We start from the raw sequence: 21,736 nt of genomic DNA, 5'->3' as shown, positions 1-21,736 counted from the left end.
TTTCCTGATAATGAATATATCTGCTAGTTCTCGCCCTTCATGTCGGCCCGCAGACGACGTTTGAGCAGTGACTCTTCCCTCGCATTTCGCAATGCCATAACCACCAACAGCCGCAGGCGCGGTAGCTGAGCGATGTCGCGCACGCATGCAGCAACATCAATGTCAGGCTGCTGAGCCAGCGCCATCAGGTAAAGGTTGAGACGTTGCTCGTGCTCCAGCCAGTGCCAGCCGCGCGCACTGATGATGGCCAACTGCTCTACCGTGGGAGAATTGCTCAATAGCTGTTCCACCATGGCAGCGGCCGCCGGGTGGTGGCTTGAGACTATCGCACGCCAGCAGTCACCGGCACGTTCAGGATCATCGGTGGCACGCTGTTCAAGCGCCTTGAGTAACGCTTCCTGGGTTACCGGAAAGTGCTCCAGCATCCGGCACAGTGCGGTGGCTGGTGCGGCGGGCAGTAGCGCTAGCTGCGCTGCCAGTCTCTGCTCAAGCAGCGCATCCTTGGTAGCGCACATATCCGCGACGCTTTGGTAGTCGAGCTGCTGCCAGTCGTCCCCTGCTGTGGGCTGGGTGTAGTAGCGGCGGGCGGCATCGGCTTTTGTCTTCTCTTCAAGCTGCAAGGCGCGTGCAGCGTAGGCGTGCAGTGCCGCGCGGGCGAAATCATCCGGCTTGAAGGCCAGAGGATTATCCTTGAGCGGGTCCTGGAGTGCCTCACCAGAAGGGCGCTCGCCCACTTGTTCGGCCAGCCGCCTGAGCAGCCCATCACGCGCCTGGGGATCGAGCTTGCCGAGTTCATCCAGCGGCAGCGCCAGACACCACACGGCAGCGTCACGCGGTGACTGTTCCGGTGCCTTGAGCACTACCGCGAAGCGCGCATGGCCGCCAAATGGCACTTCCCAGGCGATTTTCTCTTCCTCGAAATCGCGAAAATGCTGGGCACTTAACGGCGCAACGTGGCGTCCCATGGTGAAATAGCAGGCATCCAGTTGGGCCTGCGCGAAGAAGTCACTCAGTGTTTGCAAAGCGGTCATGGAATAACAATGGGCAGTAGTAGTGGAGGCTCGCTGGTGTCAGCACCTGTTCAGGCGAGCAGTGTGCCGTTTGCGTGTAGGGAAGGCAATCATCGCTATTGATCAGTTTTTATACGCCCGCCGCGAAGCCTTGCGGGGATAAGGCTGGCATGAACTATCCCAATGTTGTCCACAGCTCCATCCAGTTATTCTGTGAATGTTCTGTGACAGGTGTATCTACGGGCAGCGCTGTGGGTAGCGTCGATTGAAATCACCCCGCGCTCTGCCTATAGTGCGGCCCCAGATAGGGTGGCACTTTCAGGTGCCAGGGATATACCGAGTTTCAAGGGTGTGGATATTCAATGTCTCAACGTACAGAGTTAAGTGAAGCGCTGACGCGGCTTGAAGCGGCAATGCGTGCGGCGGGTATCTGGAAGGAGGAGGTGCCAACACCGGAAGCCTTTGCCAGCCGTGAGCCGTTCTCTCTCGATACCATGTCGCTACCGCAATGGCTGCGCTATGTATTTATTGCGCGCCTGCGGGTGATGCTGAGCGAAGGTCAGCCGTTGCCTGTTTCCAGCAGTATCGCGCCTGCCGCGCAAGTGTATCTTCCACAATTGAGTGAAGGTGCGCGCATGCCAGTGGTGCAAACGCTACAGGAGATAGATGACCTTATCTCAGGCACTAATACCGGCGCACCCTCGTTACACTAGCCTGTTGAAGAAGGAGCACATTCGAAGCGATAGGTGAAGCTGTCTATTGCAGGAAGGTGTATAAGTAGCAGGACAGTAGCGGATGCTGTGGATAAAAAATGCCTCGCGATATAAGCGAGGCACTTTTTGTGGCTGCGACGGTTTAGAAGCGCCAGGTGAGGCCGGTCATGACCACCACTGGATTCACGTCGATGCGTTTGCTCGAAAGCGTCTGGCCGTTTTGAGAGACGCGCGTATTGGGATCGGATTTGATGTACCAAACCGCAGCGTTCACGCCCAGATGACTGGTCAGCATATAGTCAACACCAGCCTGTGCCGCCCAGCCCCAGGCATTACCCATGTGGACATCAAGACCGTTGTTGATATGTTCGCTGGAGTAGCGCGCATAGGCGAGACCGGCACCCACATAGGGCTGTACCTGTGAAGGCGTGCCTCCAAGCGGATAGTATTGGGCCGTTAGGGTCGGCGGCAGAACATGCACGCTGCCCGAAGCTGCCTTGGTGCTGCCGGATTTTACGTTGAAGTCGTGCTTGAAGCTCTCTGGTGCGGCCAGCAGCTCCATACCGAACTGATCGGTGAAGCGGTAGCCCAGCGTGAAGGCAAAGCCGTGGTCATTTTGCACCTTCTCGATGCGAGTACCGCTGAGAGCGCCGTTAAGATTAGTGTGTCCCCCGGTCGGGCGCACAAAGGCAAGTCCACCGCGCACCCAGAAATCACCGGCACCGTATGCCATGGCGCTGGTCGATGTAAACGCAGTAGCGACTGCCGCTACCGCCAGCCCGATAATTTTTAGTTTCATCGTGTCGTTCCGTTTATTGTTACCCTTGACGCATAGCAGGGAGCATCCGTTCAGGAGTGCTCAGCAGGCTTTCCCGCTATCAGGAAGGTGTTCACTTGCAAGCCCTGATGGCGGCATAACCATACTAAATGTAAGGCTTTTGTTCTATGTGTCAGTATGCCGCATTAGGCTAAAGTCTTATTCCGGCTATCAGGAAGGGAAGCAGCAAGCCGCTATGTACTGGGATGAGCGGCGGGGCAGGGCGCGACATCATGTCGCAGGCGTGCAGGGTAGGTGCGCTTAATAAGCTGACTATATCAGTGCGTCAGATGAGAACATAGTGCCATAAAAAAACGCCAACCGCAGGGGTTGGCGCTTCAAGTCTTGCTGTCGGAGCAGTGCTTACTGCTCGTCTACCAGCCAGCCTTCAACGGTTTCGGAGCCGTGCTCTTCTTTCCAGGCTTTCAACTCTTTGTGGTTGCCGCCACGGGTTTCAATGACATCACCAGTGTGCGGGTTCTTGTATACCTTGAGTTTACGCTTGCGACGAGTTCCCTGACCGCTGTTGCTGGTGGATTTGGCACCACGGTTCAGATTACCCTGCGGATCAAGGATATCAATAACATCAGAAGCCTTTTTACCATACTGCTCAAGCAGGGCTTCCAGTTTGTTTTTGAACTCAAGCTCGTTTTTGAAGCTGTCGTTCGATTCCATTGCCTTGAGACGAGCCTGGAGTTCTTCCAGCTCTTTTTCCATTTTCAAATAGTCGCTAAGAACGGCCATTGGTTTCACCTGTTTGGGAGTCAGTTAATTTCATACCACAACTTTATGTAGGCGCAATGCTAGCAGAAGTTAATATTGGAGGGAAATATTATCTGATGACGATCGCAATAAGAAGGTGTGATAGAAGGTGCATTGCTGTTTTTCTACTTAAAAATATCTTGAGATGATAGCCGATATGCTTTACATGACAGCTTATAGTCCACCCGCGTGAGGGAAGAAAGGCTTAGGTTTATCAGCATCACTTAATATTCGGGCGAGCAATGCAGGAAAAGGCCACTGTAATGAAGGGGGTATTGGATGAGGGAACTTATATCTTGAACTCAAGTCGTCGCTAAAGTAAGCACTGTTATCAGGCAAGTTACACGGCTTGAAGGGATAGCATTATGTTGACAATGATTCGAACATGGATAGTGAATGATAGATATAACGTATTAGGGGCATTTATAAAACAAAAGACCCCGCCAAGCGGGGCCTTCAAGACAAACGTTGCCTGCTAACGTTATTTGGCCACCCTGCGGTAGATCCAAAGTACGATAATGGCACCTACGACAGCAACCACGAAGCTTGGGAGGTTGAAGCCGCTAACACCCCCACCGAGGCCGAGCAAGCGGGCGAGGAAACCACCTACTACAGCACCGACGATGCCGAGAATGATGGTCATGATAAAACCACCGCCATCTTTGCCGGGCATGATCCATTTGGCGATAATACCAGCGATAAGTCCGAAGATAATCCAGAAAATAATATTCATGGCTGCTTTCCTTGCATAGTGATCTTGGATGAGGGAAGGGCCTGAACCGCCCCCTCGGGCATCATACTAGTACATTTCTCATGTCACTGCCGTGAAGATAGTTCACGTAGCGGCAGCATGGCGCCTCTTCCACCACCTTCCTGCGATGAAAAGCAGCGCCATGCGGTGCGTGCCCATTGTACGCTATTTATTTGGAGTGGTGCACACGATGTAGTCGGCTCTTGCCTTGCATGAGGCAATCAGACGCGCATTGGGTTCATCGGTATGTTCGGCCCAGGCTATCGCCTCTTCACGGGAGCGGCCAAAGTGCTGATGGCGGGCGATAAGCTGTTCGCGGCGTTGGGTATCATCTATTTCCAGATACCAGCATTCGTCGAGTTGTGCGGCAGCTCCCTCCCAGCCATGGGAATCCAATAATAGATAGTTGCCTTCGGTAATAATGAGTTCAACATCTTCTTCAATGGCGATGGCGCCGGCAATCGGCTCTTCGATACGCCGCTCAAAGGTAGGCGCATAGATGCAGTGGCGTGTATAGGCTGGCCGCAAGCGCGCGAGCAGCGCTACATAGCCCTCTGCATCGAAGGTATCGGGGGCGCCTTTGCGTTCGGCCCGGCCCAGGCGTTCCAGCTGGCAGTTTGCCAAATGGAAACCGTCCATGGGCAGCACGGCGGTTTTGACCTTGAGGCGGCCAAGCAATGCCTCTACCAGCGTGGATTTGCCCGCCCCCGGTGCTCCGACTATGCCAATGACACTGCGTTTGCCCGGCACGCGGCACTGTTCGATTTTATGGATCAAGGTATCCAGGAGTTCGCCAGGAAATAGTGAAGAGGGGGTGTAAATAGACATGAGCTACTCGCACAGGGTTGAAAAGATCGGCACTGTATCACTATCGGGAGGGGGACGTTAGCTCCCGTGGCGATCTATACGGATTCGCGGCTCCTATGGTAGTATTGACGCTCCGCCGCCGCAGGTACTGAAATTTCTCTCCTACCATGGGCAGTATGTCGCTTGATTAATCTTAAGCCATAATGCAAGGTTCATGCGCTGCGCCGGTGCTTTCCTGCTCGAATTGGCCGTGTTCGGTTCTGCCGAGAGCTGTACAGTATGAGTGTCGAATAACGCCTTAATATAACAAAAGGGCGTATCGGTATACTGTCGAACGATTCGTTGTGGAAGGCTTAAAGGAAACGGTTTACGCCGCGTTATTAATGCTCAATCCAGTTATAATGTGCACATAACGTTCATAATGGCACGTTACCGTGCCCCATATTGGTAGGTTGTTACTTCTCTGGAAGGAATGTCATGGCTCGCGACAGTGGCTTGTCAATTAAGGAAAAGTGGGCGCTGGAAGCCCAGTTGGGAGAGATGCTGCGTGGTATCGACTCCTCCTCTCGCGATCAAAAGTTTGCGACTCGTTTAAATGATCTGGTAGCGGAATATGATATTTCTGCACTGGATGTGGTTGAAATTGCGCTGTCGATGCAAGAGCGCAATGCTGTCGAAATAGCGTAATAGTTCCAGTAATAGTGCCAGTATCGGCAGTGACATAGTCTCGGCGGTATCGTATTTAGTTTGCTGGCTAACTCTCCAGTGCCGAACTTGCCCCATGTTTATCTTTGCCGGGTGCCCTTGAAGCATTCAGCGGGCGCTATTTGCTATTGATTAGCCTCGCCTGTGCATTTTTACCTGCGTAATAATGTCGCACCCTGACATCGGTTATCTGTGACTGTCGGCTTTTGTCTGTACGGTATCAGGGCGCGTCTATTAATCCGTTTACTCAGCTTTCTTGCTGGCAGCGAAGAAACGTGTATATCAACGAAAAAAGAGAAGCCGGTCAGTGGCTTCTCTTTTTTATGTCTGCCCATGGCGAAGTAATGTCTGGCTACTTCGCCGTGGCAAGGGCGTTAATGGCTTGTAGTGGCGCTGCTATTTGTTTCTTCATTCAGCAGGTCGGCATAGTCGGCCAATATCTCCGCACTCTCCTGGGTTTCAGCCTGTGACAGCGGTGAATCCTTCTCGCTGGAGAGAGAGTCATCCTCGTCGTCACTGTCTGCCCAGCTTTTCAGCAGTTCAAGGTTGAGTGCCTTGCGGCGCTCGTTTTCGAGCTTGAGCTGCTCTTCGTCCTGCGCTTTGCGCTCGGCGCGGCGTTTATCAAGATTCAGGCTGACCGTCGTGTTCTCCTTGCGAAGATCGGCGAGCAGTTTGGCCTCCTGGGTCAGGAAGCGGAAGTTCGGTTCCTGATTGATACGCTGCCTGTGGCGCTCCAGAAGCTGAGGCACGCTCTTGGCAGGGTCTCCATAGCTGAAGTACTCCACCGCACGGACCGTGTCCCAGGGCAGGGCGTTGGGCAGGGCGCTCTCACCGATATCCTTCTCGTCATAGACGCTCGGATAGCTGATGTCCGGTTCAACGCCGCGCTCCTGGGTACTTTCTCCAGAAATGCGGTAGAACTTGGCGCGCGTCATCCGCATTTCGCCCTGGCTAAGATCGGTCAGCGTTTGCACCGTGCCCTTGCCGAAGGTGCGCGTTCCCAGTACCAGGCCCCGGCCATAATCCTGAATGGCACCGGCAAAAATCTCAGAGGCGGATGCTGAGAGACGGTTAACCATCACAGCCATTGGCCCATACCACGCCTGGCCGGGGGAGGTGTCGCCGAACAGATTGATACGTCCTTCTGCATCACGCACCTGCACGGTGGGGCCACGGTCAACAAAGAGGCCCACCATCGAGTTGGCTTCTTGCAGGGCACCGCCGCCATTGCCGCGCAAATCGAGAATCAGGCCATCAATGTGCTGCTTTTTAAGCTTGTCGATCAGATTGGCGACATCGCGGGTAGAGCTACGGTAGTTGTTGTCACCCGATTGATAGGCGGCGAAGTCGAGGTAGAAAGCAGGCACGGTAATAACGCCGATGCGCTGGGTACGATCACCGCGCTTCACTTCGACCACCTTGCTTTTGGCCGCCTGATCTTCCAGTTTTACCTTGTCGCGAACGATGGTCACGGTGCGGGTCTGGGTCGCATCGACAGCGCGGGCAGGAATGTACTGAAGCCGTACCACCGAGCCTTTTTTGCCGCGAATCAGCTTCACCACGTCATCAAGGCGCATGCCGACGACGCTTTTCATCTCGCCCTTTTCACCCTGGCCCACTGCGATGATCTTGTCAGCCGTGTGCAGCTTGCCGCTACGATCAGCGGGGCCGCCCGGCACCAGCTGGGCCACCTTGACGTATTCATCCTGTGCCTGAAGGGTGGCGCCAATGCCTTCCAGCGACAAACGCATCATGATGTCGAAGGATTCGCTTTCGTCCGGCGACATGTATTCGGTATGCGGATCGACCGAGCTGGTTTCAGCCCCCATAATCAGGTTGAGCACATCTTCGGACTTGGTTTGACGAATGCGCTTGAGCTGCTCCTGATAGCGCTTCACCAAACGGTCACGAATCTCGTGCTGGCTGGTCTTGGGTTCGGTGACCTGCTGCACTAGTGCGGCGTTGGTGAGACGCTTCTGCCACACCGCATCCAGTGTCTGGTTATCCTGCTGCCAGTCGGAGACTTCCTTGTCGAGAGAGAGGGTCTGATCGCTGGAGAAGTCGAACTGATCGGTCTTCTTGAGGGTATCAATCAGCCATTCAAGCCGATGTTCCAGACGCTCCTGAAAGCGGATGTAGAACGCATAGGAGCGCGTCAGGTTCCCCTTGGTAACATCATCACCGAAGGAGGTACGCAAGGTGCTGAATTCATCAATGTCCGATTTCAGCAGATAAAGATGCTGTGGATCGAGCATGTCGAGCAACCGGTCGAATGCCTTGTTCGACCACGCCCGATCAAAATTGACGGTTTCGTAATGGCCGATACGAATCGACTGGGTGACTTCACGGGATGCCTGCGCATCATCACCGCTGGGTGTGATCGCTGCCAGAGAGGGCATCGCAATGGTCGCACAGACAGTGAAGGCCAGTGTGCGGGTGGTAACAATTAGCGGCCTCATCAAAGACAGACTCCCGATTCGAATACACACGCTAGAGCGATATTCAGCGTAGTGAATAGATGACGTTGGTCAAATTACGCCGTATCTGATTAACAACAACGCCAGGCGCTGGTAACGGCATTATCAGTTTGTTTAGTGTAGCAGGCAGCGCTGCCATGAATACGACTGCATGGCGCGCCTGACCCAGCTGCCGGGGGGATCACTCCTGGCAGCATGGCAAGGGTCTGTCTGGTCGATAGCCAGACAGTTATAGCCCTCAATGTTTTGGTCTTGCGTACAAGCTCACCGTATTGCGCCGTTAAGGTAGAATCCCAGTGTAGCAGTAGTGGGACAAAAGCAGGTACTGTCCTGTCAGGATAGTCGATTATTGCTGCCCGTAAACGACTGTTGCCTAATGACTATATGGTGATTTTCACCCCATATAGGGGGCGATGTGAAATCTCCCCTGCCTTTTATCATCGTGTCTTAACGTTTTCTACCATATTGAAAAGGATGCTTTATGCCTGAGTCAGCCCTGTTGCAACGCCTGTTTGCCTTTTTGAAAGCGTCGCCGACGCCATGGCACGCCGTGGAAAATATGGTTAACCGGTTGAAGGAAAAGGGATTTCAGGCACTTGATGAAACCGAAGAGTGGTCCCTGGAAGCAGGAGGAAGCTACTTCGCCATTCGCGGTGACGGTGCGCTGATCGCCTTCCGGCTGCCGCAAAAGCCCCTGACATCGCTGCGTTTGATCGGGGCTCATACCGATTCGCCCCAGTTGCGCCTCAAGCCCCATCCGCTGATTGCTTCCCGAGATTGGCGGCAGTTAAGTGTCGAGGTCTACGGCGGGGCGCTGCTGTCGCCGTGGTTCGATCGTGATCTGGGCCTGGCGGGGCGGGTGCAGCTTCGTCGTAATGGCGAGATAGGTTCGCTGCTGGTGGATTCTGCGCGCCCGGTGGCCATTATTCCCAATCTGGCGATTCATATGGATCGTGAAGCCAATCGCGGGCGTGCCCTGAACGCCCAGACCGATATGAATGCCGTGCTGGCTTCCATCGAATCGGGCGCGGGGGAGAGCAGCGATGCGCTGATCCGTCGGCTCATCGAGGCGCAGTATGGCGCGGTTGACGGTGAAATTCTCGATTTCGAGCTTGGGCTTTATGATTGCCAGCCCCCCGCGCAGATCGGGCTTGAGGGCGAGCTTTACGCCAGTGCGCGGCTGGATAACCTGCTGTCGTGCTTTTGCGGTCTGGAAGCACTGCTCGACGCGGATGGCTCGGAAGGGGCCATGCTGGTCGCCAACGACCATGAGGAAGTGGGCAGCGCCAGCATCAGCGGTGCGCAGGGGACTTTCCTGGCGGATGTGCTGGCACGGCTTAACGAGAGTGTGGGGGAAGGCGGCGAGCAAGGGCGTGTGCGCCTGATTCAGCGCTCTAGCCTGATCTCCTGCGATAACGCGCACGCCTTGCACCCCAACTTTGCCGATAAGCATGACGCGGGTCATGGCCCTCGCCTGAACGGTGGCCCCGTTATCAAGGTGAACGCCAACCAGCGTTATGCCACCAGCAGCGCTACTGCGGCGCTGTTCCGCTCGCTGTGCGCCGAGCACGACGTGCCGGTACAAACCTTCGTGACTCGCGCCGACATGGGCTGCGGCAGCACCATCGGGCCGATTACCGCGACCCAGCTGGGTATTCCTACGCTGGATATCGGATTGGCGCAGTGGGCGATGCACTCCATTCGTGAAACAGCGGGCAGCGCTGATCCTGCCTATCTGATCAAAGCACTGACGGCATTTTGTAACAGTCGGCTGTAAGAGCCTGCTCGAAGTCTGCGGCGTGCCGGCTTTACTGGGTTAAAAACCGGCACGGGCTGCTCTTGCACCACGTAAATTCCGCGTTCTCGCCTGTTTTGCCTTGCATAGCGTTAGCTAGCGAGGCGTTGAACGAATTCTAAGGAGAGATTGCTAGAGGATTGCATGGGCGGTGCCGCCGTCCATGGCGTTTTCCGAAGAAGGCGGCGGGCGGTTGTGCGACATGTTGCCTTTTATATGGCAATAAAAAACGCCCTGCGCATTGGAGAGTGCGCAGGGCGTTTTGAATTTGGTGGCTACGCCCTGATTTGAACAGGGGACCCCATCATTATGAGTGATGTGCTCTAACCAGCTGAGCTACGTAGCCTTTACTGGGAGCGCATCTTACTGATGCAGCAGGGAAAGGTCAACAGATGCGATTAAAAAATCCATGTGCATCCTCTTATATTGCTTTAAGCTCAGCCTCTCTCCATTCATTGCTTTGGCTGATGTGACGCTACCATGCCCGATATTGCGGATATTATTCATCATTACGGCTATCTTGCGCTGTTTCTTGGCAGCATGCTGGAAGGCGAAACCGTCACGATCCTCGGCGGGATCGCCGCACACCGACAGTGGATGCACCTTCCCTTTGCCATTCTCGCAGCAGCAGCCGGCGGTGCGCTGGGCGATATTCTGCTGTTTTTGGTGGGGCGGCATTATGGGGTGAAGGTGATTAACCGCTTTGGCAGTGACAAGACCGCGCATATCAAGCGTATGCAGGCAACGATTCAGCGCCATCAGTATCTTGCGATTTTTGGCGTCAGGTTTCTTTATGGATTGCGTCTCATTGGGCCGGTAGTCATTGGTGCCAGCCACGTCAGAGTGAATACTTTCATTCTGTTCAATCTGCTTGGCGCTATTGTCTGGGCGACCCTGCTGGTGGGCGGCGGCTATCTGTTCGGGTCAGTATTTACCCGCTATCTGGGCAATATTGAGCGACATTTGCTGTGGCTGATTCCACTGCTGATTGTGATCGCGCTGCTGGTAAGGTGGTGGTTGAAGCGTCGTCATCGCGCCTCCCACGACAATAAATAGAGAGATAATCAGCACGGTAGGCAGGTAGGAAAGATATCAGCGGTGCGGCGTTATGGCTGTGTGAGAGATGCGCCGTCAGCGTTCAGAGGTATAAGCGCAGAGGCGCAGGAAAAAGGAGTGGGAAATAAATGAACCCACCAGGCAGGGTGGGTTCATCAGGGGCGATGCCAGTGGCGTCGCCTTTTGCCATCACGACGGCGTTAGAACAGTTTTCCCAGCGCGATGAAGAGCACGAACGAGAGAATCATCGTTGCTGGCAAGGTGAGTACCCATGCCAGGATCATGTTGCGAATGGTGCCCCACTGTAGCCCAGATCCTTCGGCAGCCATGGTGCCGGCAACACCGGAGGAGAGCACATGAGTGGTCGAAGCAGGCATGCCCAGCTTGTCGGCAAACAGAATGGTGCCCATGGTCACCGCCTGGGCCGCGATCCCTTGACCGTAATCAAGACCGCTGCGGCCGATCTTCTCACCCACGGTCACCACGACGCGCTTCCAGCCGATCATGGTGCCCAGACCAAGCGCGAGGGCTACGGCGACCTTCACCCATAGCGGGATATATTCAGTGGCGGCCTTGACTGCCTGATGGTATTGCTCGGCCACCTGAAGATCGCTGTCACTGAGCCGCACCTGCGAACTCTCTTCGATCAGTTGCAGTGCTTGCCCCGTGATATAGATATTGTTGCGTAGCTGGTTAACGTCATCGCTCGGGACATCAGCAAATGAGTGGTAATCCGCGGTATCTGCTCTGATAGCGCTGAGGTACTCGGCCAGCGCGGCGGGTGTCAGCGGCGTGAGGCGGTGCTGCTTGATCGCCTCGGTCACTTCTTCGGTGTGATCAACTTCTTCAGGCAGTGACGGTGCGTGCTGCTCAAGCATCTGCTCCAACTGGGCGGTGGCGGTGCGGAAGCTGGTCATCTGGGTAGCGTTACCGCTCTGGTTCAAGGCGAAGGCCGTTGGCACCAGCCCCACCAGAATCAGCATGATGAGTCCCATTCCCTTCTGACCGTCGTTGGAGCCGTGGGCAAAGCTGACGCCGGTACAGGTGAGAATCAAAAGCGAGCGAATCCACAGCGGTGGTTTTGAATCTTCGGAGGCGCGTTCGTTCAGGGTTTTGCTGCGTACCAGCTTTTTCATGACGAGCAGTAGCACTGCTGCGCCAATAAAGCCGACCAGCGGTGAAATCAGTAGCGTCAGCCCTATCTTCTCTGCCTGTCCCCAATCAATGCCACTGGCAATCGACGCGCTGGATTCGAGAAAGCGGTTGGCAAGGCCAACGCCTAAAATGGAGCCAATCAGGGTATGCGAGCTGGAGTTGGGGATACCCATCGCCCAGGTGCCCAGATTCCAGCCAATCGCGCTGAGCAGCAGCGCAAACACCATCGCCAGACCGGTAGAGGAACCGGCCTGGGTAATCAGCTCAACGGGGAGCAGCGCGATAATGCCGTAGGCCACTGCCCCCGATGCCATGAGAGCACCGGCAAAGTTGAAAAGTCCTGACCAGAGTACCGCGACCTGCGGCGCCATTGAGCGCGTGTAGATAACGGTGGCGACTGCGTTGGCGGTGTCATGAAAGCCGTTGGCGAATTCAAATGTAAAGGCCAGCAGCAGCGCTGCGGTCAAGAGTATCCAGGGAACTGCGGAGACGCCTTCCAGGCTGATGCCCAGCGAATAGAAGACATAGGAGAATCCGGCCAGCAACACCAATAGAAAGACCGGCATGACCCATCGGTTGGAACGGTTGGAAAGTTGCCCTGATGTGGTGGGGGTGTCGTGTTTGCCAGTTTCAGGCATGGACATAAAATTTCTCGTTCACGCTTAGGAAGGGGAGTGCCGGGGCAAGACTATTACCTTCACATGACAAAATTGTGACAGTGAGATGACGCCGTAGCTGTTACGCGCCAACGACCGCAGGAGTCTGTCCAGCGAATCCGGCGGCAGTATTATGCGGCGAGTGTCATAAACAGGTAAAGGAATTGTAATATTTTGTGCAGCGAACGAGCCATTGTGATTGCTTCATCAGGCGGCCTTGCCCGTGAGAAGCCGGTCGTGTGAATTTGGGTCATGCTTCCCATGAAAACACCCCGAAGGCTGGAGAGTGTCCAGCCTTCGGGGTGTTTTGTTCAAGGTCGCGGATTTTGGGGATTTATGGAAGTGAAAGGCTAGAACATGGCGCGCATGGCAACGTAAAGCACAAAGGCGATGGCAATAGAAGCAGGAAGGGTCAGCACCCACGCCATAAGCATGTTACGAATGGTTGACCATTGTAGGCCCGAACCGGTGTTGACCTGCCCCTCGAAATTCTTGAGCACCTGCTGATCGCCCTCGCTGAGGGCCAGGCCGGACTGCTGCGGGAGCAGCGCTGCCGCCTGTCCTGACAGATAAATATCGTTACGCAGGTTGGTCACCAGCGTATTGGGAACCTGTGCCAGCGAATCAAAGTGTTCTACTTCGGTGCGCGTATTGCCGATAAACTGCGCCAGCGAAGCGGTAGTGCTCTGCGTCCACTGATGGGTCTCAATTGCACGCACCACTTCTTCACGCACGTTGTCAGCCGGTGCTGCGTTGCCAGCATAGCGGTCGAGGGTCTGCTCAAACTGCGTAGAAGCACTTCTGAAAGCGTCCATGTATTCAGCATCAGGGGTACGGTTAAGCGCGAAGGCAGTAGGCACCAGTCCGATCAGAATCAGCATGATGAGGCCCATGCCCTTCTGACCGTCGTTGGAGCCGTGGGCAAAGCTGACGCCGGTACAGGTCAGAATCAGCAGTCCACGAATCATGGTAGGCGGCGGCGTGTTGCCTTCCGGTGACTTCATCAGATCCTTGCTGCGTATCACGGTTTTCATCAGCACCAGCAGCACGGCGGCGCCAATAAAACCGATCAGCGGCGATACCAGCAGGGCAAGGCCAATCTTGTAGGCTTGGCTCCAGTCAACGCCGCTGGCTGCTGCGCCCGCAGGAGCGAGGAACTGGTTGGCAAGCCCGACGCCCATGATCGAGCCGATCAGGGTGTGTGAGCTGGAATTCGGCAGGCCAAAGTACCAGGTGCCAATGTTCCAGAGAATGGCCGCCAGCAACAGCGAGAAGACCATCGCCAGCCCCGCCGATGATCCCACCTGCATAATCAGCTCGACCGGCAGCAGCGCCACGATTCCATAAGCGACAGCACCGGATGAGGCCAGTACGCCCAGGAAGTTGAACAACCCCGACCATAGGACGGCAGCATGAGCGGGCAGCGCGCGCGTATAGATGACGGTAGCGACTGCGTTGGCGGTATCGTGGAAACCGTTCACGAACTCGAAGCCCAGCGCAATCAGGAGTGCCAGCCCAAGCATTAGCCACGGAACGGCTCTGGCGCTCTCAAGATCCAGCGCCAGCGCGTGAAAGATATAGAAAAGACCGCCGACGACTACCAGCGCAAACAAGGGAATGAACCAGCGATTTGCCGATGCGGGGACATTCAGCGGGCTGGAAGTGGTGGGCAAGCTATATTCGTTGCCTGTCGATGGATTCATCGGAAGAACGGCCTCTAATTGCAGACAGGGTTAGACGATGCGGCAAGGGTAAGGAATGGGTGTGACCCTTTAGTGACACTTAAGATGTCAGAGCATGTTTTGATTGCTGTCGGCGAGTGATGGAAGGCGTGGATGAGCAACGGCTGGGCAGAGAAAGAGGGAAAAGGGAGCGCTGGGCGGGTAACGCCAGTAAGAGAAGAGGGGGCGCAAGACGGGCGCAGTCAGGGAGAATAGGGAGCAAAAAAAGCGCCAGTGGCGCTTTTTCAGAAGACAGACTGGGGCATAGGGCCATTCATGGGCAACGGCCAACAATGCTACACCCTCAGCTTATGGCCCGGCGAGCCAGCCCCCAGGAGTCAGGGGGCTTTGTCAAGGTTATCAGCAGTGACGATAGCGCTGCTTATACATTGAACCGGAAGTGCACCACATCGCCATCCTGAACGATGTAGCTTTTACCTTCGAGGCGCCACTTGCCAGCGTCCTTGGCGCCCTGCTCACCGTTGTATTCGATGAAGTCGTTATAGCCAATCACTTCGGCGCGAATGAAGCCTTTTTCAAAATCGGTATGAATAACGCCAGCCGCCTGGGGCGCGGTAGAGCCGATGCGCACTGTCCAAGCGCGAACTTCCTGAACCCCTGCGGTAAAGTAGGTTTCCAGCCCCAGCAGCTGATAACCGGCGCGAATCACGCGATCAAGGCCAGGCTCGCTCATGCCCATTTCTGCCAGGAACATCTCTTTTTCTTCGCCATCATCAAGCTCAGCGATTTCGGCTTCCAGCTTGTTGCATACGGCAACCACGCCAGCGCCTTCTTCTGCGGCAATCTCATTGACGATATCGAGGTAGGGATTGTTCTCGAAGCCGGTTTCATCGACGTTCGCGATGTACATGGTCGGCTTCAGGGTCAGAAAGTTGTAGCCCTTGAGCAGCGCACGGTCATCGTCGTCAAGCGGGAAGGAGCGCAGCGGCTGACCTTCCGCGAGGTGCGGCTGGATTTTTTCAAGAATGGCCTTGATGGCAATGGCTTCCTTGTCGCCGCTCTTGACGATACGCGCCAGGCGCTGGATGCCGCGCTCTACGCTATCAAGGTCGGCCAGCGCAAGTTCGATATTGATGGTTTCGATATCGCCGCGCGGATCGACCTTGTTGGCAACGTGAATCACGTTGTCATCATCGAAACAGCGCACTACGTGGGCGATGGCGTCGGTTTCACGAATGTTGGCAAGAAACTGGTTGCCCAGACCTTCACCCTTTGAAGCGCCCGCAACCAGCCCTGCAATATCGACGAACTCCATGGTAGTCGGCACAGTGCGCTGCGGTGAAACGATCTTCGCCAGCGCATCAAGGCGCGGGTCGGGCATCGCTACAATGCCGGTGTTGGGTTCAATGGTGCAAAACGGGAAGTTTTCAGCATCAATACCGGATTTGGTCAGCGCGTTGAATAGCGTGGACTTGCCGACGTTGGGCAGTCCGACAATGCCGCAGTTAAAGCCCATGGATCATCCTGGAAATATAAGGGTTAGCAAAAAAAGAGTCATGACTCGGTTGGGGGCATTCTACACGAGGTGAGGGGAAGTGAGGAAACGCGCCCCTTGCCTGAGACTCAGAAGGTTTGTGAATGCAAACGCTGCATGGCGCGTTCCCAATCGCCGCTCAGCGCCAGGGGAAGCTCGTCGGCGGCAGCGTCAATCGCATGGTCGATGGCAATCCGTTCACCCTTGCCGGGGCGGCCCAGTACGTAATTCACCACTTTCGATGCTTCGCCGGGATGACCGATGCCGACGCGCAGGCGATGGAAGTCACGGCTATTGCCCAGTGCAGCGATGATATCACGCAGGCCATTGTGTCCACCGTGACCGCCGCTGAATTTGAAGCGTGCCGTACCGGGGGCGATATCCAGCTCATCATGGGCGACGAGCAGCGCATCGGGGGACAGTTTGAAGAACTGTACGAGAGGCGCGACGGCCTTGCCGCTGTGGTTCATGTAGGTAGAGGGAATCAATAGGTGAACATCCTGTCCGTCCACGTTGATTTTGGCGTAGTCACCGTTGAACTTGCGTTCCGGGCGCAGGGTGGCGCCTGCCCGCCGTGCCAGCAGTTCAACAAACCAGGCCCCTGCGTTGTGGCGGGTCTCGGCGTATTCGTTACCGGGATTGGCGAGACCGATCACGGCCTTGACGGGAGATAGGGGCATGGCAATTACCTGTCACGGAGTTGGGCTGGGAAGATTCCGGGAAGCTGCACAATACTGTCGCGCGGGACAATCAGAGCGCTGGCTTCTACTGGGGAACTTGGTTGCACCGCGCAGTTTACAGCGAGTAGTGGACTATTTTAAGGCGATTCTCGCGGCCAAATGCCCATTCATGGGATGAGAGCTGCTGCGTAGCAGTCATGCATCCAATCAAGGGAAGGAAAACTGCATGACCATAATAACAACACCCCACGCACCATAGGCACGCGGGGTGTTGATCAAAGAAAGCGCCGAATTATTCTTCGGGTTTTTCTTCGCCTTCTGCAGCAGCTTCGTCGTCTTCTTCCGGCTCTTCAGCAGGATGAGCAACGGTAACGACTGCCAGGTTAGCTTCTTCGTCGCCTTCTTCGGCATGTGCCAGAGCAGTAAGGGTAACGCCTTCGGGAGTCTTGATGTCAGACAGGTGAAGGGTTTCGCCCAGCGCCAGCTCAGCTACGTCGAGTTCGAGGTACTCAGGCAGGTTTTTCGGCAGCGCGCTGATTTCAACTTCGTTGTGCAGCACGTTAAGAACACCGCCATCTTCCTTGACGCCCTTGGCTTCTTCAGCATTGTTGAAGTGCAGCTGGACGTTAAGAGTGATCTCTTCGTTGGCGTTGATGCGCTGGAAGTCAGCGTGGTTGATCAACGGCTTGTAAGGGTGGCGCTGCAGGTCACGAACGATAACCTGTTCGGGCTTGCCACCTTCAACATTGATGTTGATCACGGAAGAGTAAAAGCTGTCTTCTTCGATAGCCTTGTAGAGCGCTGTCTTGTCGATAGCGATCGGCAGCGGCTCAGCGTTACCGCCGTAAACGATGGCAGCAACACGTTCGTTCGCACGGCGCAGGCGGCGGCTCGCACCTTTCCCCAGATCCGTGCGCACAACAGCAGTAAGAGTATAGTCGTGCTTCATGATTTATCCTTTATGCGCATCTTCACGATGCTCAAGTAAGTAATGCGAAATGACTCGGGGGCGATCCGCGACCAGAACGCGCCCGTTTCGCAGAAAGTAGCGAACGCTCGCCTGAAGGCTGCGTTCGCTCTGCATACCGCAGCGTAATGATAAAGCGAGGCGTGAACGCCCGCTTAGTGGAACATTGCGCTGACGGATTCTTCGTTGCTGACGCGGCGAATAGCCTCCGCAATCAGCCCTGCAACGGTCAACTGACGAATCTTGCCAGAGCGTTGCGCGTGTTCGGCGAGCGGTATGGTATCAGTTATTACCAGTTCGTCGAGCACTGATTCGTTGATATTGTCCACCGCCGGGCCAGACAGGATCGGATGCGTGGCATAGGCGAGTACCCGTCGCGCGCCCTGTTTCTTGAGCGCTTCGGCGGCCTTGCACAAGGTGCCGGCGGTATCGACCATGTCATCGACCAGGATGCAGGTACGCCCCTTCACTTCACCGATAATGTGCATGACCTGAGCGAAGTTGGCGCGCGGGCGGCGCTTGTCGATGATTGCCAGTTCAACATCGAGCTGCTTGGCTACGGCGCGAGCACGAACGACACCACCGATATCGGGGGAGACTACAATCACGTCGTCGTAGTTCTGGCGCTCGATATCGTCGAGCAGAATCGGTGAACCGTAGACGTTATCGACCGGTACATCGAAAAAGCCCTGAATCTGATCAGCGTGCAGGTCCATGGTCATTACGCGGTCAACGCCGGCCTTGACCATCATGTCGGCCACTACCTTGGCGGAAATCGGCACGCGCGCTGAACGTACGCGGCGATCCTGACGGGCATAGCCGAAGTAGGGGACTACCGCAGTGATACGGGTGGCCGACGCGCGACGCAATGCGTCTACCATCAGGATCAGCTCCATCAGGTTATCGTTGGTCGGCTCACAGGTGGATTGCAGGATGAAAACGTCCTTGCCTCGCACGTTCTCATTGATCTCGACATTAATTTCGCCATCGCTGAATTGGCCGACAGTAGCGTGACCGAGACGATTATCGAGCGCCTCGGCGACTTTATGGGCCAGTTCGGGATGAGCGTTCCCGGCGAAGACCATCAATTTGGACACGGCGCAGCCACCTTTGGATGCTGGGTATAATGGGTAAATGTAGCAATGCCACAGTTACGTAAAGTATCTAGGGATTCGATGGTCGAGGGAATCAGCGTAAAGCCATGCAGAAGAAAATCAGGCTTTGAACACTATAAAGAAATGGCTGGGGTAACAGGATTCGAACCTGTGAATGCCGGTACCAGAAACCGGTGCCTTACCACTTGGCTATACCCCAGCAACACTGTCTCACTTTGTTTCAGCTCGACCGAAACGAGCAGCAGCGAGAGCGGCGGGTGTGTCAGGTGATTACCTGAGCACGGCGCGCATCTTACGGGTTTAAGGTTGGCAGGTCAAGCAATTGATTGCCTGATTCGTATGCCGCTACCCGAAAACCCCGACTGCAGCGCGCGCCATGGTAGTCAACGCGGGGTGCGCTGTCAATTTGAAGGGACTGTCTGCGCGCTCTGGGCCGCACCGTTTTGCTGCGGCTGTGGCTGCCAGCGTGTAATCACGAAGGTGACCTGAATGTCGCCATAGGTCAAACGTAGACGCCCGGGAAGCCAATAGCCGTTCGCATAGCTCCATTGCAGGTAGTTGATGGTCCAGCCATCCTGCTCAAGCGTGGCGGGGAAACCGTCATCATCATAGCTGAATGTGCCCTGAGAGCCGTTGGCAGCGAGGCCACGTACCCAGCGATCCAGCGATGAGACGGGCAGTGACCAGCCAAGCTGCTGTTCCATCAACTGCTCGGGCGTGGCGGCGCTAAAGGTGCCTTCGCCATTTCTTAGCGTCACGTCACCGGGATGGCCTTGGAGGGTATTGCGCCCTACGCCAAACGGGCCAGACACCATAATGGTGTAGTCGGCTGCCTGCTGGGTCCAGTCGAGGTTGGCGCTGCGATTCTGGCGGGGGGAGCGCAGCCCGATCTTGCCGCTCAGCTGCCATTCATTGAGCGCCTCCAGGCGCTGCTGCTGATGTTCCCAGTCGCCTTTTTCCCTGTCCACTGAAGGAGAAGGAGGGGATACCGCACATCCTGAAATAACAAGTGCCGCTATAAAAGCGATCACTACACGCAAGTGATTCATTGCAACGCAGCTCCTTTGCAAAGCGTAATGTCCATTATTCAAGCCATTCATTATAAAGGACTGCTGTAAACGTGCACGGGTGAGATGACGGGCGCACGATCTTCTTCATGTATTGCTTCATTGTGAGCCAGCGAATAAAAGGGTGGTGCTCTCCTTTTCTTTCCCTTCCTTTTATAGAAGGCTTGAACACCCCGGCGTTATGGAAGTGGTGTTCGCGTGGCTACCAGCGCCAAGTGCGCCGAGTTGGCAAAACGGCCATGCCAATAATAGTAGGACTAGCGCCAGTCAGTGCGTTGCTCGCGCATCGGGAAGTCTTCATTGGCAAATTAGCCACCCACAGCCGACAGCCCGCTATCATCGCAATAAATAACCCTTATCATCGTCTTGTTTGGAGCTGTAGCCCGCATGGTGAGGGGGCTTTGGATGAAATATCAGGTTCTGCCACGAGAGTGAGCGCCTCTATTGCGCTATGACGATGGGAGCCAGGCCGACAAATGTGTTATCCTTTAGCGCATCTGCCGGTAGTGCGGATTCCCGCGCTTTCGCCCATGTTGCTCTTCCTTTTCTGGATATCGCCTTTAAATACTCCCATGTGGGTAGGCGTTGTTTTATGTAAAGGAGTGGCAACCTGATGCATGAAAAGATGGCTTATGACGCTTCTTACGTTAGGCATTAATCACCGTACCGCTTCCCTCGATATGCGCGAGGCGGTGTCGTTTTCTCCCGAACAGCTTGAGCAGGCTTATGCTGATCTCATTACCCTCGCGGGTGTTGATGAAGCAGTGATTGTCTCGACCTGTAACCGCACCGAGCTTTACCTTGGCGCTGAATCGGTCAATGAAGCAGCAGTCGCACAGATTATCGAGTGGTGGGCCGGTTACCACAATATCGCTGTGCAATCCCTTGCTGACAGCATTTACCAATTCAGCGCCGAGCAGGCAGCTCGTCACCTGATGCGCGTCTCTTGCGGGCTTGACTCCATGGTTTTGGGAGAGCCGCAAATTCTGGGGCAGGTCAAAAGTGGCTACCAGTCGGCGCAGCGCTTCGCGGCGCTCGGCAGTACCCTGGACGCGCTCTTCCAGTTTGCCTTCGCCACGGCCAAACAGGTGCGCACCGATACAGGCATCGGTGAAAACCCTGTCTCCGTGGCCTATGCCGCCGTCAGTCTGGCAGGGCGTATCTTCGATAACCTGGCACGCTCGCGCGCCCTGCTGATTGGCGCAGGGGAGACCATTGAGCTGGTGGCGCGCCATCTGAAGGAAGCGGGTATTCAGGGCATTATCATTGCCAACCGCACCAAGTCGCGCGCCGAGACGCTTGCGGCGGAGGTGGGCGGTGTCGCGATCGGTCTTGAAGAGGTGCCGCAGGCGCTTAGCTGCGCCGATGTCGTTATCAGCTCCACTGCCAGCCCGCTGCCGGTACTGGGCAAGGGCGCTGTCGAGAGTGCGCTGCGGGTGCGTCGTCACCGCCCCATCTTTATGGTGGATATTGCGGTGCCCCGTGATATCGAGCCGGAAGTGGGTGATCTGGACGATATCTTTCTCTACAGCGTTGATGATCTCAACGAAATCATTGAAGAGAGCCGGCGTGGGCGTGAGGCCGCCGCCGCAGAAGCCGATACCATTATCGACGCCCGTGTCGATGAGTGGCGGCGCAAGCGCCGTGAGCGTGGCGTCGGCGAGCTGATTCGCCGTCATCGTCGCCAGGCCGAAGGGTTGCGTCAGGCGGCTGAAGCCCATGCCATCGCCCAGCTTGAGCGCGGCGAAGATCCGCACGAAGTGATACGGCGTCTATCGAATCAATTGACCAATAAACTGCTGCACGGTACGACCGCCCGGCTGCGCAAGGCGTCTGGCGAAAATCGTCAGGATATTGTTGAGGCTGCAACAGCACTGCTGCTTGATGGCGAGAGCGAGACTCAGCACAATAACCGCCCCCATCAGCCAGAAACACCCGCCAGCGACAGCGCCCCGGCGTCCGAGTCCCGGCAGGTGCACTAAAGGCC

18 protein-coding genes and 2 tRNA genes are annotated in these 21,736 nt (G+C 55.7%); 5 read left to right on the top strand and 15 right to left on the bottom strand.

The annotated features are described in order from the left end of the window. Positions 1 to 23: 23 nt before the first annotated feature. A complete protein-coding gene (locus L881_RS0102030) occupies positions 24 to 1,031 on the bottom strand; it encodes a DUF3549 family protein (RefSeq protein ID WP_025732057.1) in 1,008 nt (335 codons plus the stop codon). A 341-nt stretch (positions 1,032 to 1,372) separates the two neighbouring features. Between L881_RS0102030 and L881_RS0102025 the strand changes: the two genes are divergently transcribed. After that, positions 1,373 to 1,723: a YqcC family protein gene (locus L881_RS0102025; protein ID WP_025732055.1), complete on the top strand. Its 351-nt coding sequence runs from the start codon at positions 1,373 to 1,375 to the stop codon at positions 1,721 to 1,723. A 142-nt stretch (positions 1,724 to 1,865) separates the two neighbouring features. Here the strand turns inward: L881_RS0102025 and L881_RS0102020 are convergent, their stop codons facing one another. The 4 genes from L881_RS0102020 to L881_RS0102005 form a co-directional block, all read right to left on the bottom strand. Further along, entirely contained in the window at positions 1,866 to 2,522 is a 657-nt protein-coding gene (locus L881_RS0102020; RefSeq protein ID WP_025732054.1) for an OmpW/AlkL family protein, read from the bottom strand. A 381-nt stretch (positions 2,523 to 2,903) separates the two neighbouring features. Beyond that, the gene (locus tag L881_RS0102015) at positions 2,904 to 3,284 is read right to left on the bottom strand and encodes a histone-like nucleoid-structuring protein, MvaT/MvaU family (RefSeq protein WP_025732053.1); all 381 of its coding nucleotides are present in this window, start codon (positions 3,282 to 3,284) and stop codon (positions 2,904 to 2,906) included. A 499-nt stretch (positions 3,285 to 3,783) separates the two neighbouring features. After that, positions 3,784 to 4,035: a GlsB/YeaQ/YmgE family stress response membrane protein gene (locus tag L881_RS0102010; protein WP_025732052.1), complete on the bottom strand. Its 252-nt coding sequence runs from the start codon at positions 4,033 to 4,035 to the stop codon at positions 3,784 to 3,786. Between the two features lie 183 nt (positions 4,036 to 4,218). Then, positions 4,219 to 4,881 carry a nucleoside/nucleotide kinase family protein gene (locus L881_RS0102005; RefSeq protein WP_025732051.1) on the bottom strand — a complete coding sequence of 221 codons (663 nt, stop codon included), beginning with the start codon at positions 4,879 to 4,881 and terminating at the stop codon, positions 4,219 to 4,221. 456 nt (positions 4,882 to 5,337) lie between these two features. Between L881_RS0102005 and L881_RS0102000 the strand changes: the two genes are divergently transcribed. Further along, on the top strand, positions 5,338 to 5,547 hold the full coding sequence (locus L881_RS0102000; protein WP_025732050.1) for a hypothetical protein: 210 nt from the start codon (positions 5,338 to 5,340) through the stop codon (positions 5,545 to 5,547). 392 nt (positions 5,548 to 5,939) lie between these two features. Here L881_RS0102000 and L881_RS0101995 read toward each other — a convergent pair whose 3' ends face one another. Further along, positions 5,940 to 8,024, bottom strand: a complete 2,085-nt coding sequence (locus L881_RS0101995) for a carboxy terminal-processing peptidase (RefSeq protein WP_025732049.1) — start codon at positions 8,022 to 8,024, stop codon at positions 5,940 to 5,942. Positions 8,025 to 8,523: 499 nt separating this feature from the next. Between L881_RS0101995 and L881_RS0101990 the strand changes: the two genes are divergently transcribed. Continuing rightward, on the top strand, positions 8,524 to 9,819 hold the full coding sequence (locus L881_RS0101990) for a M18 family aminopeptidase (RefSeq protein WP_025732048.1): 1,296 nt from the start codon (positions 8,524 to 8,526) through the stop codon (positions 9,817 to 9,819). Positions 9,820 to 10,106: 287 nt separating this feature from the next. Here the strand turns inward: L881_RS0101990 and L881_RS0101985 are convergent. After that, positions 10,107 to 10,183, bottom strand: a tRNA-Met gene (locus L881_RS0101985). A 134-nt stretch (positions 10,184 to 10,317) separates the two neighbouring features. Between L881_RS0101985 and L881_RS0101980 the strand changes: the two genes are divergently transcribed. Beyond that, positions 10,318 to 10,893 (top strand): DedA family protein, encoded by a 576-nt coding sequence (locus L881_RS0101980; RefSeq protein WP_025732046.1) that lies wholly within the window; start codon positions 10,318 to 10,320, stop codon positions 10,891 to 10,893. Between the two features lie 200 nt (positions 10,894 to 11,093). Here L881_RS0101980 and L881_RS0101975 read toward each other — a convergent pair whose 3' ends face one another. From L881_RS0101975 to lolB, 8 genes are all read right to left on the bottom strand, one after another. Then, the gene (locus L881_RS0101975; protein ID WP_025732045.1) at positions 11,094 to 12,692 is read right to left on the bottom strand and encodes an inorganic phosphate transporter; all 1,599 of its coding nucleotides are present in this window, start codon (positions 12,690 to 12,692) and stop codon (positions 11,094 to 11,096) included. A 362-nt stretch (positions 12,693 to 13,054) separates the two neighbouring features. Further along, entirely contained in the window at positions 13,055 to 14,407 is a 1,353-nt protein-coding gene (locus tag L881_RS0101970; protein ID WP_025732044.1) for an inorganic phosphate transporter, read from the bottom strand. Between the two features lie 400 nt (positions 14,408 to 14,807). Beyond that, positions 14,808 to 15,902 carry a redox-regulated ATPase YchF gene (ychF, locus tag L881_RS0101965; RefSeq protein WP_025732043.1) on the bottom strand — a complete coding sequence of 365 codons (1,095 nt, stop codon included), beginning with the start codon at positions 15,900 to 15,902 and terminating at the stop codon, positions 14,808 to 14,810. A gap of 107 nt (positions 15,903 to 16,009) precedes the next feature. After that, on the bottom strand, positions 16,010 to 16,600 hold the full coding sequence (gene pth, locus L881_RS0101960) for an aminoacyl-tRNA hydrolase (protein WP_025732042.1): 591 nt from the start codon (positions 16,598 to 16,600) through the stop codon (positions 16,010 to 16,012). A 292-nt stretch (positions 16,601 to 16,892) separates the two neighbouring features. After that, a complete protein-coding gene (locus tag L881_RS0101955; RefSeq protein WP_025732041.1) occupies positions 16,893 to 17,549 on the bottom strand; it encodes a 50S ribosomal protein L25/general stress protein Ctc in 657 nt (218 codons plus the stop codon). Positions 17,550 to 17,722: 173 nt separating this feature from the next. Then, on the bottom strand, positions 17,723 to 18,664 hold the full coding sequence (locus L881_RS0101950) for a ribose-phosphate pyrophosphokinase (protein WP_025732040.1): 942 nt from the start codon (positions 18,662 to 18,664) through the stop codon (positions 17,723 to 17,725). Positions 18,665 to 18,806: 142 nt separating this feature from the next. Continuing rightward, a tRNA-Gln gene (locus tag L881_RS0101945) sits at positions 18,807 to 18,881 on the bottom strand. 202 nt (positions 18,882 to 19,083) lie between these two features. Further along, complete coding sequence (lolB, locus tag L881_RS0101940) at positions 19,084 to 19,731, bottom strand: lipoprotein insertase outer membrane protein LolB (RefSeq protein WP_025732039.1); 648 nt, start codon at positions 19,729 to 19,731, stop codon at positions 19,084 to 19,086. A 650-nt stretch (positions 19,732 to 20,381) separates the two neighbouring features. On the opposite strand from lolB, the gene hemA reads away from it, so the two are divergent. Then, the gene (hemA, locus tag L881_RS0101935) at positions 20,382 to 21,731 is read left to right on the top strand and encodes a glutamyl-tRNA reductase (protein WP_025732038.1); all 1,350 of its coding nucleotides are present in this window, start codon (positions 20,382 to 20,384) and stop codon (positions 21,729 to 21,731) included. The last annotated feature ends 5 nt before the right edge of the window (positions 21,732 to 21,736 follow it).

Origin of the sequence: Carnimonas nigrificans ATCC BAA-78 (assembly GCF_000526695.1) — a bacterium.
GTDB classification, from domain to species: Bacteria; Pseudomonadota; Gammaproteobacteria; order Pseudomonadales; family Halomonadaceae; genus Carnimonas; species Carnimonas nigrificans.
The sequence above is the reverse complement of the archived record's forward strand: the minus strand, read 5'-3'. Positions and strand labels throughout refer to the sequence as shown.